Below are 17,358 nucleotides of genomic sequence, written 5' to 3'. Positions count from 1 at the left end.
TGGTGGTGCGGGGGGCGTTGCCGGCGGTGTTTGCGGTGGCTATGGGGTGGTTGGTGGGGGCGGTGCAGCGCGGCGAGGGGTTGGGGGCGCCGTTGGGGTTGATGGGTACGACGTTCGTCCTGCTGCAGGTGCTGACTCCGGTGCATCAGGCGGTCAGCGCCAACCTGGGGAGTCGAGTGTCGGCGTACCTGAACGACGCGCTGGCGAAGGCTTGCGTCGGGCCGCCGGGGATCGGGCATCTCGAGGATCCGGAGCTGAGTGAGGACCTGACGGTGGCGCGGGAGTTCGACCAGGGGCAGACCGGGCCGCCGATGTACCTGAATGTCGACTTCGTCGCGGGGAGTCTGGTCGAGCTGGTCGGCGGGATCGCGTCCGCGGTCGTGCTGTTCGGGTTCACCTGGTGGGCGCCGCTGGTGCTCGTCGCCGCGTGGTCCGCGACGCACTGGCTGCTCCGGGAGAGCGGTGTCTGGAAGGATCGGAACACGGCCGAGGTCCGTGCGGCGCAGCGGCACGCGACCTACGCGTACGAGTTGGCCGTCGAGCCCGATGCGGCGAAGGAGCTGCGCCTGTTCGGCCTCGCCGACTGGACCGTACGGCGCTTCACCGAGCGCCGCCGGCGTCTGTTCGAGCTGCAGTACGCCGCGACGCGCCTGCGCGAACGCCCAATGGTCTGGAGTCTGCTGATCGTGGTGGTGGCCAACGGTCTCGTGTTCTGGGCGCTCGGGTCGGCGGCGATCGACGGACGGCTGCCACTCGACCGGCTGGTGGTGTTCGCCCAGGTCGCCATCGGGGTCGGCATGATCGCGTTCGGCGGGCTGAACTGGGCGTTGGACGGAGCAGCCGCCCCGGTCGCCGCCGTACAGCGGCTGGAGCCCGCGATGGCGCCGGCCGGCGCGTTGAGCACCGGGCACCGACCGGCCGGTGCGGGTCCGGTCGAGATCGGGCTCCGGGGGCTGAGATTCAGTTATCCACAGGCCGATCGTCAGGTCTTCGACGGCCTGGACCTGACGATCCCGGCCGGGTCGTCGCTCGCGGTCGTCGGTCAGAACGGTGCGGGCAAGACGACGCTGGCCAAGCTGCTGTGCCGGCTGTACGACCCCGGTTCCGGGACGATCCGGGTCGACGGCAACGATCTGCGGGACCTCGACGTCGACGCCTGGCGGACGCGCGTCGCGGCTGTCTTCCAGGACTTCCTCAAGCTCGAGCTGCCGTTGCGGGACAACGTCGCGCCGGCTGGTGCACCGGAGGCGGACATCCGTGCCGCACTGGCGGACGCGGGCGCCGACGACCTGGCCGATCTCGACACCAGACTGGCCACGGGGTACGGCGATGGCACCGATCTCTCGGGTGGGCAGTGGCAACGCGTCGCGCTGGCGCGGGCGCTGTGCGCGGTCCGGCAGGGCGCGGGCCTCGTACTGCTCGACGAACCGACCGCCCAGCTGGATGTTCGCGGTGAGGCGGCGATCTTCGACCGGATCCTGACCGCGACCCGCGACGTCACCACGATCCTCATCTCGCACCGGTTCTCCACGGTCCGGCACGCTGACCGGATCTGCGTCCTGGAACACGGCCGCGTCGTCGAGCTCGGCAGTCACGACGAGCTGATGGCGCTGGGCGGGCGGTACCGGACGATGTTCGACCTGCAGGCACAGCGCTTCACGGCCGAGGTCGACGAGGAAGGGCTCAGCTATGACACGCTCTGACGACCTGCCCCGCGCGCTGCCGGCGATGTGGCGCCTGTGCAAGCTCGGGTACCAGCACGAGCCTTGGCTGCTCGTCGCCGCGTTCCTGATGACGCTACTGGCCGCGGTGCCGGACGCATTGCTCGCGCTGTGGCTGAAGATCCTCGCCGACGGCGTACTCGACGGCGATCGGCGCGCCGCACTGCTGGCCGCCGGCGGCCTGGCGTTGTCGGTGACGGCGACCTGGTTCCTGCGGACGTTGTCGACACGGATCTCACGCCGCTTCCGGGACCGCGTGACGATCATGCTGGAGGCGCATGTCGCCCGGCTGCAGGCGTCCGTCGCCACCATCGAGCACCACGAACGCCGTGACTACCTGGACCGGCTGTCCGTACTGCGCAAACAGGTCTTCGTACTCGACCACATGTACATGTCGCTGTTCTCCACCTGCGGCTGGCTCCTGCGGCTCGGCGTCACAGTCGCTCTGCTCGTGTCGATCCACCCGGCGCTAGCGCTCCTGCTGCTCTTCGCACTACCGACGGTGCTCAGCTCCAGTTGGCGACCGGGCGTCGAGCGTGAGGTGGAGGAGCGGCAGGCTCCGCACAGCCGGCTGGCCGATCACCTCTTCAGGACCGCGACGACAGCTGCTCCCGGCAAGGAGGTACGGGTCATCGGCATCGGCCCCGATCTCGTCGCGGGACGGCGCCGCGAGTGGGAGCAGTGGTACGGACCGATCGCGGCCGCTCGCTGGATCAGTGCGGTGTGGCACGGGATCGCGTGGGCGGTCTTCGGTGCGGCGTACGTCGGTGCTGTGCTGTTCGTCGCCTCGGGGCTGAACGGGTCGGTCGGTGCGGTGCTGCTGATCCTGGCCGCCGGTGCGCGGTTGTCGGCGTACGTCGGAGCGACGGTCGGCGAGATCGGGTTCCTACGCGGGATCTGGCTGGACGGGTCACGGCGGCTGGTCTGGCTGGAGAAGTACGCGGCCTCGTTCGACAGCGCAGCGGATCAGCCTGCGCCCGAACGGCTCGTCGACGGCATCCGCCTGGAGCACGTGTCGTTCTCGTACGCCGGAGCGTCGCGTCCCGCACTGGAGGACGTCGACCTCACACTCCCGTCCGGCAAGGTGATCGCGGTCGTCGGCGAGAACGGTGCGGGCAAGTCCACGTTGGTGAAGCTGATCTGCAAGCTGTACGAGCCTTCGGGCGGAAGGATCCTGGTCGACGACCAGCCGCTCGACCTGGTCCCGGCGGAGGCGTGGCGGGAAAGGATCGCGGGAGCGTTCCAGGACTTCTTCCGGTTCGAGTTCCGCGCAGGGCACAGCGTCGGACTCGGCGACCTGCCGCGACTGGACGACGTACCGGCCGTCACCACTGCTGTCGGTCGGGCCGGCGCGGAGGACGTGCTGGAGCGGCTCGAGTCGGGATTGGACACCCAGCTCGGTGCGACCTGGCCGGACGGTGCCGAGATCAGCTTCGGGCAGTGGCAGAAGCTCGCGCTGGCCCGCGGGTTCATGCGGGACCGGCCGCTGCTGCTGGTCCTCGACGAGCCGACGGCCGCCTTGGACGCCGAGACCGAGCACGCACTCTTCGAGCGGTACGCAGCGGCGGCGAAGGACAGCTCTGACGGGCGGATCACGATCCTCGTCTCACATCGGTTCTCGACAGTGCGGATGGCCGACCTGATCGTCGTACTGGACGGTGCTCACGTCGTCGAGACCGGCACCCACGAGGAGCTGATGGCACGCAACGGCCACTACGCGGACCTGTACCGGATCCAGGCAGCGGCTTATCACTAGTTGATTTTGAAGACCGGTACGCCGGGGGCGACGTGGTGGAGGACCTCGTCGGAGGAGTTCTTCGAAACGTCGCCCTCGAAGAACGCGCCGACCTCCCAGGCCCACTGCTTCAGGTACAGCCGGAGTGCGGGCAGTTTGTCGGCGTCGGCGAGCTCCTCGGCGCGGAACGTCTCGATCTTTCCGCCGAGCTGCAGCCGGCCCTCGCCACTCACCCGGAGGTTCTTCACCCACTGGGTGTGGCCGCGCGGCGCGACCAGGTAGCGCTGCCCGTCGATCACCAGCAGGTTCACCGGCGTACTGCGCCATTCGCCGGACTTGCGGCCCTGGACCGACAGCACCCGGCTGCCCATCAGGCTGAGACCGAGCTTCGTCAGCCGCGCGACGATCCGGTTGAAGACCCGCATGCTGCCCTCGTTGGCGGTGATCACGCGCTTGCTGTCGTAGGTCTGCTTGTACTCGGTCACGGTGCTTCCTCACTGTCCTGCGAGAGCGGTGCTCTCTGTTGTGATCAGTGAACATCAGATCGCCGCTCACTGTCAAGAGCACTGCTCTCGTTTCTGTGGCACACTGGCTCCATGAACGCCGGACGTACCGCCCGTGAACGAGCCCGGGCCGAGCTGACCGAGGAGATCAAGACCGCTGCCCGGCAGCAGCTGGCGACCGTCGGCGCCGAGGCGCTGTCGCTCCGGGCGATCTCCCGCGAGCTCGGGATGGTGTCGTCGGCGCTGTACCGGTACTTCGCGAGCCGCGACGAGCTGCTGACCGCGCTCATCATCGACGCGTACGACGCGCTCGGTGCGGCGGCCGAGGCGGCTCCGGCCGGTGGTGATCCGGTCGGCGACTGGATCGCGATCTATGCCGCCGTACGCGATTGGGCGCGGGCCAATCCGCAGGAGTACGCGCTGATCTACGGCTCCCCGATCAGCGGCTACCAGGCGCCGCAGACCACGGTGCAGCCGGCGTCGCGGGTGCCGTTGCTGTTGCTGGGGTTGTTGCAGCGTGCTCAGGAGTCCGGGCGACTGGTGACGCCTCCGGACGCGCCCACGCCGTCCGGAGCGCTGGCTCAGCAGACGGAGGTGCTGGTCGCGTTGGCGCCAGGGGTGCCGCCGGCGGTGCTGGTGCGGACCGTGATCGTGTGGACGCAGTTGTTCGGGATGCTCAGCTTCGAACTGTTCGGTCAGCTGGTCGGGTCGATGGACCCGGCGGACGAGTTCTTCGCGTCGGCCTCGCGGCAGATGGCGGCGTTCGTCGGGCTCAGCTGAACGCCTTCGGCAGCGGGACCTCGAGCGCCTTCGCGACGCGACGTACGTAGGTCTCGCGCGGGATCGAGACCGCGCCGAGCGTGGCCAGGTGATCGGTGACCCACTGGATGTCGAAGACCCGGTCGGCGGCGTACTCGTCGTTCAGCAGCTCGATCGCGCCCGCGACGGCCGCCTTCGAGCCGTCCGTCTTGTGGTGGAACATCGACTCGCCCGCGAACAGTCCGCCGACCGCGACGCCGTACAGTCCGCCGGCCAGCTCGTCGCCGTCCCACGCCTCGACCGAGTGCACCCAGCCGAGCCGGTGCAGTTCGGTGTACGCCGCGATGATGCCGGAATCGATCCACGACCCCGGGCGGCGCGGGTCGGCGCACGCGCGAATGACCTGGTCGAACGCGGTGTCGACCCGGATCTCGAACTTCCCGCGCGCCCGCCGCAGCGACCGCGACGGTTTGTAGTTGGCGATCTCGATCACGCCGCGGTCGACCGGCGACCACCACAGCACCGAACCGCGATGGTCCGGCATCGGGAACAGGCCCCGCCGGTACGCCGCGAGTACCGTCCCCGGCTCCAGGTCAGCGCCGCCCGCCACCACATCACTCGCCCCGGCCACACCGACCGGCGGGAAGTCCCAGTGGGACGGGTCAGGTTCGATCGGCACGACACCATCCTGCACCAGGGCACACCTCAGGGTTTGTCCCGAGTGCCGCGGGCCGGCGAGCCACGTACAGTTGAGGCACGTCCGGGTTCTGACGCGTGGGGCCGGGCGGGAAGGAGCACCGTGGCCGGAGTAGCCAGGTTCGTCGCCAGTAGTCTCGCGCCCGCCGCCCAGCGGTTCGCCCCGACGGCAGCGGGCGGCGTGTTGCGTCAGATCCTCGAGATCGCGATCGACGGGTACCAGCGGTTCCCGGGCGCGGAGCGGATCGCCGACAACAAGCTCGAACGATGCGACGGCGACGTCACGGACGCGATCGAGGCAGTGATCGACCAGCACATCCGGCTCGCCGGCGTGCAGGGATTCGTCACCAGCATCGGCGGTCTCGTCACCCTGCCCGTCGCGCTGCCGGCCAACCTGACCGGTCTCGCGGTCGTCCAGTGCCGGATGGTCGCGGCCATCGCGCACCTGCGCGGGTACGACCTCGACGACCCACGGGTCCGGACGGCGGTCATCACCTGTCTGCTCGGTGAGGAGGGAGTGGCGGCGCGGCTCCGGAAGTCGAGCCTGGTCTCGTCCCCGCTCGCGATCGCGACCGCGCCGGTGTTCGACCCGGAGCTGGATCGCCAGATCTCCGGCGAGGTCGTCGCGGAGCTGATCGGGCGGATCAGCGGCAAGCGGATGGCGTTGACCGTCACCCGCCGGATCCCGCTGCTCGGTGGCGCCGTGGGCGCCGGTGTCGACGGCTGGACGACGTACCGCGTCGGTCAGTTCGCGGACCAGAGCCTGGTCCGGCGCATCCGCCGGCCTATCGAGCAGTAGCCGTCCCGCGGGTGAGCTGGAGTTTGGCTCGGGTTTCGTCGTCGGCCGGGGTCTCGACGTAGAGGACCAGGTCCGGGTGGGCCGTCACTGCCAGTTCGGTGACGGTCAGGTGGAGTTCTCCGGCGATCGGGTTGCGGATGCGGCGGAGGCGCGGCGTACAGGCGGCGACCTCGTGGCGTGACCACAGTTGGGCGAACTCGGGGCAGATCGACCGCAGCCGCTCGAGGTCGGTCTCCCAGTCCGGGTCGCCGACGTATTCGCCGTACGCCGAGCGCAGGCGGCCGACGAGATACGGGACCTCGGTGTCGTAGTTCAGTAACTTCTCGCGGGCGGACGGCTCGGTGATGATGCACCAGAGCAGGTTCTTGTGGATACAGGGCAGTTGGTGCCAGTCGTGGACAGGTCGTGGTACGCCTCGTTCGCGCGGATGATGTCGAAGCGGGTGTTCGTGATCACCGCGGGCAACGGGTCGAGCGCCGCCACGATCTCTTCGAACACGCTCTCGCTCGCGCAGTCCGTCGTCCGCGGCAACCGCACCGGCGTCGCCTCGGCCAACCGGTACAGGTGCTCGCGCTCGACCGGCGTCAGCTGCAGCGTCGACGCGACCGCGTCCAGCACCTGCCCGCTGGCGTTGATCGGCCGTCCCTGCTCGAGCCACGTGTACCAAGTCACGCCGACACCGGCGAGCAGCGCCAGCTCCTCCCGCCGCAACCCAGGCGTCCGCCGCCGCCCGCCGCTGGGCAGGCCGACGTCCTCCGGCGTCACCCGCGCCCTCCGAGCCTTCAAGAACTCGCCGAGCTCAGCTCGCTGCGCACTCACCTAGCCAGGGTGGCAGGCGCCACCGACAGTTTCAGCCGGTTTTCAGCCCGCGAGGGCCTGCACTACTCGGCTCGGCGACGGTTTGCCGAGTTGTTCGGCCATCCAGGCGCTGGTGGAAACGAGTTTCTCCAGGTCGACGCCGGTTTCGATGCCGAGGCCGTTGAGTTGCCACAAGAGGTCCTCGGTGGCGAGGTTGCCGGTCGCGCTCTCGGCGTACGGGCAGCCGCCCAGCCCGCCGGCGGAGCTGTCGACCGTGGTCACACCGTCGCGCAGCGCGGTGAGCGTGTTGGCGAGCGCCTGCCCATACGTGTCGTGGAAATGCACCGCCAACTTGTCCACATCCACCCCGGCCGCACCGAACGCGGCGATCAGCGCACTTACCTGGCCCGGCGTCGCGACACCGATCGTGTCGCCGAGCGACAGTTCGTGGCACCCGAGGTCGACCAGCCGCGCACCGACCTTGACCACCTGGTCGATCGGTACGTCGCCCTCCCACGGGTCGCCGTAACACATCGACACGTACCCACGCACCGACAGACCCTCGGCGAGCGCCCGCTGGATCGTCGGCGTGAACATCGCGAACTGGTCGTCGAGCGTCGAGTTGAGGTTCTTCGCCGCGAACGTCTCGGTCGCGCTCGCGAAGATCGCAATTTCCCCGACCCCGGCTGCGAGCGCACGGTCGAGGCCGCGCTCGTTCGGGACCAGGACCGGGGCACGGACGCCGTCCGGCAGTTCCAGGTGGTCGAGCAGCTCGGCCGCGTCAGCCAGCTGCGGGACCCATTTCGGGTGCACGAAGCTCGTCGTCTCGACCGTCGTCAGACCCGCGTCGAACAGTCGCCGGATGAACTCGGCCTTGACCGCGACGTCGACGATCGCCGACTCGTTCTGCAGCCCGTCACGCGGCCCGACCTCGTAGATCGTGACCCGGTCGGGCAGTCCGTCGGCCTTCACCAGCTGCGGTTCGCGCATCCTGTCGCCTCCTCTGCGAGCCTGACACGGGATCTCCGCGACAATGCTCGTGATGACATCTCTTGCTGCCATTCTGCGGGGCGTCGAGCGCGGCGCGTTCCCGCCCCCGGATCTCGGGCTCACCGTCGTCCCCGCGCCGTCGGAGCGGGGGTCGTGCGTGGTCGCGTTCACCGGCCACATCGTGATCGCCGCGGACATCGATCCGGCGTGGGTCGCGCAGCGGGTCCCGGACGGCGATCCGTTCGCGCCGACCAGCCCGCGGTTCCTCGCCGCGCTGCAGGAGTTCACCGGTCGCCAGGTCAACACGATCGACGCGATGCTGCTCGCGCCGGCCCTCACCGATCCGGCGCCGCGCGACGCCGCGCTTGCGGGCCTGACCGAGCTCGTCGACCCCGAGCATCCACGGGTCGAACACGCGTTGCGGTACCGCGACGACGTCCGGGTGTACGGCGACCCGCACCGCGGGCTCGTGGTGATCGGCCACGGCCTCGCCGGCCGGCTGGAATGCGCGATCGAGGTGCCGCCGGAGGCCCGCGACCACGGCAACGGCCGCCGGCTGGCCCGCACCGCTCGCGCGCTGATCGGCTCAGACGCATCCGTCTGGGCCCAGATCACTCCAGGCAACGCCGCATCGATGCGAACCTTCCTGGCAGCCGGTTTCAAGCCCGTGGGGTCCGAGGCCCTGCTGGTCGGCTGAGCACGAAACGCCACCGGCTGACAACAGGAGCGCGACCCCATAGGGTCGAACTCAGACAGGGATCGCGGGGGATAGGCACGGCAGCGTTCCGGGGGTCGAATGCTTGATGCGCTTGTTCACCAGGGCAAGTTCGGCGAAGACTACGTCCGCGTTCTTGCATCCGCGGCCGGTCTGCTGGTCTCGAAGGACGACGTCGACCACGACGGCATCGACCTGTGCATCAAGTTCCCGGGACGCTCGGCTTTCGGCTGGTCCCCACGGATCGACGTACAAGTCAAGACCACCTCACGCCCCAGGCGTCGCGCCGCCGCGTTCGACTTCGACGGACTGAACCAGTCACAGTTCAATCGACTCGCCGGGCCCGACTTTCTCGTGCATCGCTATCTGTTCCTCGTGATCGTGCCGAAGCGAGCTGATGAGTACGCCGCCCTCGACACCGGCGGCCTACTCCTTCGGGATGTCGGCTACTACGTCTCGCTCCGGGACCACACGCCGATCGACGAACCGAGGAGCGACAGGCGGATCCGAGTCGCCGTGCCGACGGCCAACGTGCTGACGGTGACCACGCTGCGGCACCTGATCACCGGGGAAACCGGCGGTGCGACCCAGTCGACCCAGGACTCCGCATGACCGAATTCGGCATCACCGAGGTCAACGACTACCTGGCGGACGCAGGCTGGTCCCGCACGGAACGCACGTGGCACGGTGCCGCGATCTGGTCAAACGGTGCGGACGAGGTGCTTGTGCCACCTCGCGACGGAATGGGAGACAGCGCCGCACGGCTCCGCGAGCTCCTGGACGCGCTGGAGCATGTAGAGAATCGCTCAGCTGATGAGATCGCCCGCGAGATCGCCTACCCACTCGTCGACGCAGCCATTTACCAGGCTCCCGCGAGCAGCGGTCCGGAAGGTTTCGTACCGCTTCCGTCCGGCCTCAACGCACTGCAGGGGATCCAGGAGATGCTGCGTACGGCAGCCTCGGACGTGCTGGCCGCACCGAGATTCGAGCGCGGTACGACGCACGCGGTATCCGAGCTGCTCGGAGGAGTTCAACTCGGCACCGTGACCGCTCAGCAGATCGCCTGGGCGTTTCTCGTACCGATCCAGGTCGAAGCCGACGCAACACCAGTCGGTCGACAAGTGCTGCTACACGTCTTCCAATCAGCAATTGCTGTGCGACAGGCCCTAACCCGGCCGGATCGCAATCCTGGGACGGCGGTCGGACCGGAGTTCTGCACAGCGCTGAGCACATTGGCCGGCGAGCAGCTGACGATGCCCTTCCAGCTCGGGTTCCGCTGGGGTCGCGGTGTGCCGTCCGAGGTGCCCGATCAGGTCGTGGAGTTCCCGCCCGGAGCCGGCGAGGTCATCCAGGACATCTCGCGACGGCTGCAGCTCGCGACAGCACGCCCGGTGGCCGCGAAGGCGTCGGAAGAACCGGGCCCGGCCGTGATCACGGGCCTGGTCGAAGCACTCCACGACAGCGAGACAGGGGACGACCGGCGCCGGGTGAGGGTTCGCGGTCGATTGGCCATCGGGGACCGCCGACCAGTGACGAGGCCCGTGTGGATCCGGCTTCCCGACCAGGAGACCTACGAGATCGCGCTCTCAGCTCATCGCACCCACACCAGGCTCGCGATCAACGGCCTGTGGACCAGCCGCGAGAAGAACGTCCGGATGATCGCCGACCCCGACGGCGTGCGCATCGTCGACGAGCAGGACCTGCAGTGAGCCGACGTACCCGATCAAAGCGACAGATCCCACCGGAGGACCGACCTGTGCCCGCTCAATCGCTGACCCTGAAGGAGCGAGCCGTCCTGCTCGCACTGCTGGCCGAGGCACGACCAATCACGAACGTCGAGCTGCGCGAAGCCGCGGGCCTAACGCTCGACGGTGCGAGCCGGTACAAGCTGAACGATCTCAAGCTCGTGATCAGCCAGAAGGAGGGCCGTTCCTTCGTCCATGAACTCACGGAGGATGGGACCAAGTGGTGCGAAAACGAACTGAGCGCGGAACGACCGGAACGGGCCGGCTCCGTCGGTGGAGCGCTGTACGCGCTGCTCGCCGGCCTTCATCGGTACTTGCAGCGGACAGGGCTGCGGCTGGTCGAGCTGTTCCCCGCCGCGGAACCCGATCTCGAGACGAGGATCAGATCGGCGTACCGCACGTTGAGCGCTGACTCGGGCCTGCCGTGGGTGGGTCTGGTCGCGCTGCGAAACGAACTGGCAGATGTGGCTCGCGAAGAGCTCGACTCGGCGCTGCAGCAGCTGTCGCGACAGCCCGGCATCCACGTCCAGGCCGAGGCGAACCAGCAGGCGCTGACCGACGCCGACCACGAATCCGCCGTTCGATTCGGCGGCAGCAGCCGTCACCTGTTGAAGATCGAGAATCCATGAAGAACGCAGAGCGAGCCGCACTCGCCGCAGTCCAGTTCAACTGGGCGGTGACACCGGACGCGATCTGGAGTCCCGCCGAGCATCACGTCGACCGATTGCACGCCAATGTCGTCCAGACTGTGCTCGCCTCCGTCGCCGCCGCACGTCGCAGTACCGGCGGGAGTCCCATCGGGATCGCTCTCGAAGGTGAGAAGGGTGTCGGCAAGACTCACCTACTCGGCTGGGTGAGACAACGGGTTCAGGGGACCGAGGGCTACTTCTTCCTGATCAAGTTGGTGAACGGCGCGTCCTTCTGGCCAAGCGCCGTCCGGGGCATCCTCGACGGATTTCACCCGGGCCAAGGCGATCAGCTCACGGTGTTGCTGCGACGGCTTGGCGAACAGGCCGATCTCGATGCCGACCTACAGGCGACCCTGCGCGGTGATCGCGCCGCCACCCGCGTCGATCTCGACGCGTTCGTCGCCGGACTGAAACGCATCGACGCCAGGGTCGGGGCCGACTGCCAGAACACCGCGCGGGCGCTCGTTCTCTACCGGAGCCCGGACCCCGCAGCGCAGGAGATCGGCTACAGCTACTTCGAGCTGGACGGCGATGTCGAGGACAAAGACCGCGACACGTGGGGATTCCGCCGGGGACGCCGCCTGCCACAGCAGATCCTGGGCGACTTGTCGCGGCTGCTCGCACTCACCGGTCCGACCGTCCTGGCCGTCGACCAGATCGACAGCGTGATGGCGCAGGTGTCGACCGGTCGCACCGACAAGACGGGGGCTCAGGAAGCACGGAACCGTCTGGTCAACGAGCTCGCCGACGGACTCATGGAGCTTCGCGAGTCGACGCAGCGGACGCTGACTGTGGTGGCCTGCATACCGGCCACCTGGCGGCTGATCAACACCGTGGCCACCAGCCCGGCCGCAGACCGCTTCCGCGTCGTCACCATGCAAAGCCAGCTACCGGATGCGCAGATCGCCAACGATCTGATCGCGCGCCGGCTAGCCCCGTTGTACGCCGCGGCAGATTTCGAACCGCCGTACCCGACCTGGCCGATCCTGCCTTCGGCCTTCGCCAACGACGGCGCACGCGACTTCACACCGCGACGGCTCCTGCAACGGGTCGACAGTCACGTCAGACGATGCCTGGAGAGCGACAGCCTGACGGAGCTCGCCAGTCTCGACGAGCAGCCGGAGCCAGAACCCGCTCGTCCCGGCAAGCACACTGCGCCGACCGGACTGAGCCGACTCGACGCCAGGTTCGCGGAGCTCCGCGACGCCGCCGACATCAGCGGAGCACTCGACCATCAGACCGAGGACCAGCAGGTGCCTGTGCTCTTGGCCGCGGCGCTCACCTCCTACATCGCCGAGCTCGGCGACGACGGACAGGATTTCGAACTCGATCCAGCACCCGGACCAAAGCCCGCGCTGCATGCGCGGCTGCGAAGAACGCTCGACGAGCAGACCGACGACGAGATGCATTGGTGCTTCCGGGCGATCGCGACCGAGCACGCCCGAGCTGCGCTGACGAGGTTGCGTGCCGCGCGTACGGAGGCCGGACTCGAAGAGGGCGTCAGCAAGCGCCAGCTGGTGATCCTGCGGAACACCCGGTGGTCGAGTGGGCCCAAGACGCGCGAGGAGATCGCGGAGTTCACCGCCGCTGGTGGTTTGTCGCTGCCGATCACCGTCGAGGATCTGAAGACCTTCGCGGCACTGGACGCGCTGCGTCGGCATCCGGATCCCGGCTTCCTCCAATGGCTGGCCGCGCGCAGACCGGCCAGCTCGTCCGAACTGTTCCGGCGCGTCTTCGGCGGCACCGATCCGAGGGCAGGCGAACCGCCAACGGACACCCGGCCGACGGCACGAGCTCGCAGAGCCAGGTCGGCGACGTCCGATAGAACAACCGCGCCTTCCCCGGTGGCCGGTCTGGCCGATCCAGTGGCGGCAGCCCCTGAGGTGCCGATCGGGCTTAGCACGAGCAGGCCCCGGCCGTTCGCCGTACCGCTGGAACAGCTGCGCAAGCACGCGGTTGCGTTCGCCGGATCCGGATCGGGGAAGACAGTGCTGCTCCGCCGGCTGATCGAAGAATGTGCCCTGCACGGTGTCTCCTCGATAGTGCTCGATCCGAACAACGACCTCGCCCGCTTGGGAGATGCCTGGCCGGACCCGCCCAGCGGCTGGGGACCCGGTGACCCGGACAAGGCTCGCGCCTACCTGGCTGGCACGGAGGTCGTCGTGTGGACGCCGCGGCGAGCGCGAGGACGTCCGCTGGCGTTCCGGCCGCTTCCTGACTTCTCCGATGTCTTGGAGGACGCAGACGAGTTCAGCGACGCCGTCGACGCGGCGGTCGCGGGTCTCGTACCGAGGACTCAACTGACCGGCCGGAAGGTCAAGACTGGGCAAGCAGTGCTCACCGAGGCCCTGCGGTACTTTGCTCGCCGCGGCGGCAAGGACCTCAATGCCTTCGTCGATCTCCTCTCCGACCTGCCGATCGGAATCAGCCGCGTTCGCAGTGCGCAGAAGGTCGCCGCCGACATCGCCGAGGCGTTGAACGTGGAGATGGTGAACGATCCGCTGTTCGGCGGAGCCGGCCAGGCGCTGGATCCGGGCATCCTCCTCACTCCCGTCAACGGCTACCGCGCCCGGGTCTCGGTGATCAGCTTCGTCGGGCTTCCCAGCGAGGAGCAGCGGCAGAGCTTCGTCAACCAGCTTCAGATGGCACTGTTCGCCTGGATCAAACGGAACCCGGCCGGCGATCGGCCTCTGGGCGGGCTGCTGGTGATGGACGAAGCTCAGACCTACGCACCGTCCGGCGCGGCAACAGCGTGTACAGCGAGCACGCTTGCGCTGGCCGCTCAGGCACGGAAGTACGGACTCGGCCTGGTCTTTGCCACTCAAGCTCCTCGGGGGCTGCACAACCGGATTCCCGGCAACGCCACCACGCAGTTCTTCGGCTTGCTGAATTCAGGGACGCAGATCAACGCGGCCACTGAGCTCGCCAAGGCCAAGGGCGGACGGGTCGACGACATCGCCCGACTTCCTACCGGTCACTTCTACGCGGCCGGCGAGGGGGCTGAATTCGAGCGGATCAAGGTTCCGATGTGCCTCAGCTACCATCCACCGAGTCCGCTGACACCGGACGAAGTGGTCGAGCGCGCTCGGTCGAATGGCGAGAGGCCGGATCTGGAGGACAGTGCCAACGGCGTGTGATTCAAGTGACCGGCAAGTGAACAGATTGTTGCCGACAGCACCCAATACACAGCTGTGGAAAACCCTGGGGACAATCACCTGAGTGCCGGGCGGTGGTACCGGGGCTCCCGGCCGGCGTAGAAGGTCGTGCGGTAGACGCCGCGGATGATCTCGGCCTCGTAGCCGTCGAGTTCCGGCATCCCGAGCTCCCGGGCGATCGCCAGCTCGGCGTGCGCGTCGTACGGGACATGGACGAACTGGATCGAGTACGGCGCCGGATCGGGTGAGTCCAGCACCCCTTCGAGGATCACGTACCCCGGCGTCGGGTCACCGAGACTGTTGCCGACCGAGCCCGTGTTGAAGAGCGTCCGCCCGCGGTCCTCCTCGTAGAACGGGTCGTGAATGTCGGCGTACCCGACGATCGACGGCACCGGCCCGTCTCCGGTCGCCGGGGTGTTCTCGAAGAAGCTCGCGTACTGCTCCGCGTCGTGATCGAACACGATCCGGTGATGAACATCCGCCGACGAGGCGTGGAACAGCCGCACCTGCCGGCCGCTCAGCAGGAAGTCGTGGCAGAACGGCAGTCCCCGCAACCAGGCCCACTGGTCCTCGCGGAGCTCGTTCTTCCACCACCGCAGACCTTCACTGTCCTCGGCACGCTCGGGATCGGGCAGGAAGTCGTCCCAGTTCCCGAGGATGTTCACCTCGCAGACCTCCTGGCAACGATCCACGACCGCCTGCCCTCGCGGCCCCTTCCCCACGTAGTCCCCGAGATTGAACACCCGCTGGATCCCGCGCCCTTCGATATCCGCGAGCACCGCCTCCAACGCCGTCAGATTCCCATGCACATCCGAAATCAACGCAATCCGCTCCAGCCCCATGCCGGCATGCTTTCACCCCCACCGGTCCGCGACCTGACGACCGGTTCCCGCGATGGTCCTTGAGTTGGCTACCAGTTGCCGGAGGGGCCGGTGTCTCCGCCGGTTGTGGAACCGGCCGGGACCTTAGGGCTTGGGCTCGGGCTGGTCCGCCCGCCGGGGCTTCGGCTGTTCGCGCGACCGCCGCCTGACCGACTGCCACTCGACCGAGGCATCGACGCCCCAGAACTACCACCACCCGCCTCACCAGCCGAATGCGCCGCCGCCCCGGCAAACGCCCCCGCAGCCTTCTTCGCCGCAGCCGCAGCAACCCCCGCCGGCCCAAGCGCAGCCCCACCCGCAGTCTTCCCCCCAGCCGTCACAGCCCCAGTAGCCCCAGCCCCACCAGCCCCAGCCCCTGAAGCCCCGGCGCCACCGCCCGACGAGGCCGCGCTGAGACTGCCCCCGCGAGCACCACCGGACGAACCGACGTTGACCGCACCCGACGCCAACGAACCCGTGTCGGGGCCAGTGCTGCCCATTCCGGCCGACCCGCCCCCGACAGCCGCGGTGATCGGCACCGCGAGGCGCAGCAATGCCGGCATGGCGAGAACAGCGAGCAACATCATCATCAAGGCGGTGAGCGACTGCATCAGCCCGGTGCTCGCCCCGAGCATCTTGTCGTCCTTCAGCTTGATCGCGGCCGCGTAGATGAGCGCCGCCGCAGGCTTGTAGGCGATGAACCCCAGGGTCCACGCGCAGTACTTCTTGAACCACGCCTTACCGACCTCGGTGTTGGTCGCCGCGGCTGCGAGCGGCAGCGTCGAACCGAGCAACACCAGCATCGCCGATCGAATCAGCATCAGCACGATCTGGATGAGTGACGACCACGCCGCGACCTGGCCGATCAGGATCAGCATCAGGAGTGAGGTCATCCCCGCACCGCCGCCGCGCTCGGTCGGATTCGTCAGCAGGTTCTTCATGGTCGACTCGAAGCCCTCGCCTCCGATGGCGGCGTTGATGACCTGCAGGGAGAAGGCGTCCGACCAGGCGATCAGCAGTTGCACCGTGGCCGTCCCGGCCCCGCAGACGACGATGAAGGTCAGCAGCGCCTTGAGCAGCTCCTGGACCGGCTTCGCCCGTTGCTCCCACGCCATCCGCATACCGGCGATGACGATCGCGAGGGCAAGGATCGTGAGGGTCAGCTTGAGGGTCTGCCCCTGGACGAACGCGACCGTCTTGCTGTCGGTCCAGGTGTGGCCGTCGTCGGTGCTGGTCGCGAGTGAGACCGGGGTTTCCGGCTTGACCCAGAAGGTCGCCAGTGAGTTGAGGATCGTCGAGAAGAAGTCCGTCGAGATCTGATTGGCGCTGGCGATCCAGTTGCTGGCGGCCGACTGGACGCCTTCGACGACGTGGCACTTCATGTCCATGGGGGAGCACATCAGATACCACTCCATTTCACGAAGTCGCTCAGGTCGCGGTGCTGGGAGAAGGGGGCTCCGACGGCCTCGCCGGGAGGGGGTGGCTGGAGTCGCCAGTCGCCCTGGTGCCAGACGAGGGTCAGGTTGGCGCTCATGTACACGGACTCGACGGGCATGGCGAGCATCAGGGTCACTCGATCCGGCTCGGCGGCGATGACCCGGTAGCCGACGACCTGGACCGTGGAGGCGTCACTCGACGACCCGCCCGCAGCGGCCTGGCGGAGCAGGCTGTCGGTCGCCGACCCGGGAACCATGAGCTTCTTGACGGTCGGCACGAGCTTGCTCTGGTCCGCGATCGCCGCGATCGCGCTGTACGCCGCGTACACCGCGCCGGTCGGCGAATGCGCGAAGCAGTGCCGGAACCCGTCGGAGTCGGTCGTGCCCGGTCCGTACGTCGAGGAGCGCGGTACGACGACCTTCCGGCTGACCTCCCACCCGTCGACAGCCGGCGCCTCGGCGGGAACGGTCTGGTCACCGGCAGGAAGGCCGCACGAACCCGTCTGCCGCTCGGGGCTGTTCGTCGGTGCCGGCCCACTGGCAGGTGCGGTGGCGGGCTCGTCCGTGGGCTGAACCGAGGCGGCCTCGACCGGCTGCTGGGCCGGGGCGATCGCGTGGGCCGAGCGGTCCCCGCCCGCGAAGATGATCACGATCCCGCAGATCAGGACCGCACCGACGACGATGCAGGCCGCGATGAATCCAGCGCCGTACGGCGACTTCTCGTCCTTGTCCTTGCTCATCCGACTCCCCGATCCGA

The 17,358-nt window shown here is 68.4% G+C and carries 17 protein-coding genes; 9 read left to right on the top strand and 8 right to left on the bottom strand.

Features of this window, described 5'->3' with window-relative positions; all coding sequences use genetic code 11:
• Nucleotides 1–62 precede the first annotated feature (62 nt).
• Entirely contained in the window at nt 63–1,703 is a 1,641-nt protein-coding gene (locus tag E0H50_RS04045; RefSeq protein ID WP_238150758.1) for an ABC transporter ATP-binding protein, read from the top strand.
• Nucleotides 1,690–3,477, top strand: a complete 1,788-nt coding sequence (locus E0H50_RS04040) for an ABC transporter ATP-binding protein (protein WP_131284766.1) — start codon at nt 1,690–1,692, stop codon at nt 3,475–3,477. The genes E0H50_RS04045 and E0H50_RS04040 overlap by 14 nt, the downstream gene beginning before the upstream one ends.
• Here the strand turns inward: E0H50_RS04040 and E0H50_RS04035 are convergent.
• A complete protein-coding gene (locus E0H50_RS04035; protein WP_238150757.1) occupies nt 3,474–3,941 on the bottom strand; it encodes a nitroreductase/quinone reductase family protein in 468 nt (155 codons plus the stop codon). The two genes, E0H50_RS04040 and E0H50_RS04035, sit on opposite strands and share 4 nt — an antisense overlap.
• Nucleotides 3,942–4,052: 111 nt before the next feature.
• On the opposite strand from E0H50_RS04035, the gene E0H50_RS04030 reads away from it, so the two are divergent.
• Complete coding sequence (locus tag E0H50_RS04030; RefSeq protein WP_131284764.1) at nt 4,053–4,739, top strand: TetR/AcrR family transcriptional regulator; 687 nt, start codon at nt 4,053–4,055, stop codon at nt 4,737–4,739.
• On the opposite strand, the gene aat is transcribed toward E0H50_RS04030, so the two are convergent.
• A complete protein-coding gene (gene aat / locus E0H50_RS04025) occupies nt 4,732–5,397 on the bottom strand; it encodes a leucyl/phenylalanyl-tRNA--protein transferase (RefSeq protein ID WP_131284762.1) in 666 nt (221 codons plus the stop codon). The two genes, E0H50_RS04030 and aat, sit on opposite strands and share 8 nt — an antisense overlap.
• A 120-nt stretch (nt 5,398–5,517) precedes the next feature.
• Between aat and E0H50_RS04020 the strand changes: the two genes are divergently transcribed.
• A complete protein-coding gene (locus E0H50_RS04020) occupies nt 5,518–6,213 on the top strand; it encodes an EcsC family protein (RefSeq protein ID WP_131284760.1) in 696 nt (231 codons plus the stop codon).
• Here E0H50_RS04020 and E0H50_RS44430 read toward each other — a convergent pair.
• Genes E0H50_RS44430 through E0H50_RS04010 form a run of 3 tightly spaced genes read right to left on the bottom strand, consistent with a single transcriptional unit; the run spans nt 6,200 to nt 8,001 of the window.
• Nucleotides 6,200–6,559: an MmyB family transcriptional regulator gene (locus E0H50_RS44430; RefSeq protein ID WP_420323232.1), complete on the bottom strand. Its 360-nt coding sequence runs from the start codon at nt 6,557–6,559 to the stop codon at nt 6,200–6,202. The two genes, E0H50_RS04020 and E0H50_RS44430, sit on opposite strands and share 14 nt — an antisense overlap.
• The gene (locus E0H50_RS43670; protein ID WP_238150756.1) at nt 6,526–7,032 is read right to left on the bottom strand and encodes a helix-turn-helix domain-containing protein; all 507 of its coding nucleotides are present in this window, start codon (nt 7,030–7,032) and stop codon (nt 6,526–6,528) included. Before E0H50_RS43670 ends, E0H50_RS44430 begins: the two co-directional genes overlap by 34 nt.
• Before the next feature lie 42 nt (nt 7,033–7,074).
• Complete coding sequence (locus tag E0H50_RS04010) at nt 7,075–8,001, bottom strand: hydroxymethylglutaryl-CoA lyase (protein ID WP_131284758.1); 927 nt, start codon at nt 7,999–8,001, stop codon at nt 7,075–7,077.
• Nucleotides 8,002–8,053: 52 nt separating this feature from the next.
• On the opposite strand from E0H50_RS04010, the gene E0H50_RS04005 reads away from it, so the two are divergent.
• The 5 genes from E0H50_RS04005 (at nt 8,054) to E0H50_RS03985 (ending at nt 14,287) form a co-directional block, all read left to right on the top strand.
• A complete protein-coding gene (locus E0H50_RS04005; protein WP_131284756.1) occupies nt 8,054–8,698 on the top strand; it encodes a GNAT family N-acetyltransferase in 645 nt (214 codons plus the stop codon).
• Nucleotides 8,699–8,797: 99 nt separating this feature from the next.
• Entirely contained in the window at nt 8,798–9,328 is a 531-nt protein-coding gene (locus tag E0H50_RS04000) for a DUF4365 domain-containing protein (protein WP_131284754.1), read from the top strand.
• Nucleotides 9,325–10,425 (top strand): hypothetical protein, encoded by a 1,101-nt coding sequence (locus E0H50_RS03995; RefSeq protein WP_131284752.1) that lies wholly within the window; start codon nt 9,325–9,327, stop codon nt 10,423–10,425. Before E0H50_RS04000 ends, E0H50_RS03995 begins: the two co-directional genes overlap by 4 nt.
• 47 nt (nt 10,426–10,472) lie before the next feature.
• A complete protein-coding gene (locus E0H50_RS03990; protein ID WP_131284750.1) occupies nt 10,473–11,090 on the top strand; it encodes a hypothetical protein in 618 nt (205 codons plus the stop codon).
• Complete coding sequence (locus E0H50_RS03985; protein ID WP_131284748.1) at nt 11,087–14,287, top strand: ATP-binding protein; 3,201 nt, start codon at nt 11,087–11,089, stop codon at nt 14,285–14,287. Before E0H50_RS03990 ends, E0H50_RS03985 begins: the two co-directional genes overlap by 4 nt.
• 74 nt (nt 14,288–14,361) lie before the next feature.
• On the opposite strand, the gene E0H50_RS03980 is transcribed toward E0H50_RS03985, so the two are convergent.
• The 3 genes from E0H50_RS03980 to E0H50_RS03970 all read right to left on the bottom strand — a co-directional run bounded on the left by E0H50_RS03980 (nt 14,362) and on the right by E0H50_RS03970 (nt 17,341).
• Nucleotides 14,362–15,147 carry a metallophosphoesterase family protein gene (locus tag E0H50_RS03980; RefSeq protein ID WP_131284746.1) on the bottom strand — a complete coding sequence of 262 codons (786 nt, stop codon included), beginning with the start codon at nt 15,145–15,147 and terminating at the stop codon, nt 14,362–14,364.
• A gap of 68 nt (nt 15,148–15,215) precedes the next feature.
• A complete protein-coding gene (locus tag E0H50_RS03975) occupies nt 15,216–16,553 on the bottom strand; it encodes a TrbL/VirB6 family protein (RefSeq protein ID WP_131284744.1) in 1,338 nt (445 codons plus the stop codon).
• Nucleotides 16,554–16,564: 11 nt separating this feature from the next.
• The gene (locus E0H50_RS03970; RefSeq protein WP_131284742.1) at nt 16,565–17,341 is read right to left on the bottom strand and encodes a DUF8175 domain-containg protein; all 777 of its coding nucleotides are present in this window, start codon (nt 17,339–17,341) and stop codon (nt 16,565–16,567) included.
• Nucleotides 17,342–17,358: the final 17 nt, after the last annotated feature.

It is taken from the genome of Kribbella sindirgiensis (assembly GCF_004331435.1).
Classification (GTDB): Bacteria; Actinomycetota; Actinomycetes; order Propionibacteriales; family Kribbellaceae; genus Kribbella; species Kribbella sindirgiensis.
This window is presented reverse-complemented; position numbering and strand designations above follow the sequence as displayed.

Excerpts from the sequence above, each read along its gene's own strand:
- E0H50_RS03970 (WP_131284742.1), bottom strand. The coding sequence starts at position 17,341 with ATGAGCAAGGACAAGGACGAGAAGTCGCCGTACGGCGCTGGATTCATC.
- E0H50_RS04000 (WP_131284754.1), top strand. The coding sequence starts at position 8,798 with ATGCTTGATGCGCTTGTTCACCAGGGCAAGTTCGGCGAAGACTACGTC.
- E0H50_RS04030 (WP_131284764.1), top strand. The coding sequence starts at position 4,053 with ATGAACGCCGGACGTACCGCCCGTGAACGAGCCCGGGCCGAGCTGACC.
- E0H50_RS03975 (WP_131284744.1), bottom strand. The coding sequence starts at position 16,553 with ATGGACATGAAGTGCCACGTCGTCGAAGGCGTCCAGTCGGCCGCCAGC.
- E0H50_RS04010 (WP_131284758.1), bottom strand. The coding sequence starts at position 8,001 with ATGCGCGAACCGCAGCTGGTGAAGGCCGACGGACTGCCCGACCGGGTC.
- E0H50_RS04040 (WP_131284766.1), top strand. The coding sequence starts at position 1,690 with ATGACACGCTCTGACGACCTGCCCCGCGCGCTGCCGGCGATGTGGCGC.
- E0H50_RS03995 (WP_131284752.1), top strand. The coding sequence starts at position 9,325 with ATGACCGAATTCGGCATCACCGAGGTCAACGACTACCTGGCGGACGCA.
- E0H50_RS03985 (WP_131284748.1), top strand. The coding sequence starts at position 11,087 with ATGAAGAACGCAGAGCGAGCCGCACTCGCCGCAGTCCAGTTCAACTGG.
- E0H50_RS03980 (WP_131284746.1), bottom strand. The coding sequence starts at position 15,147 with ATGGGGCTGGAGCGGATTGCGTTGATTTCGGATGTGCATGGGAATCTG.
- E0H50_RS04005 (WP_131284756.1), top strand. The coding sequence starts at position 8,054 with ATGACATCTCTTGCTGCCATTCTGCGGGGCGTCGAGCGCGGCGCGTTC.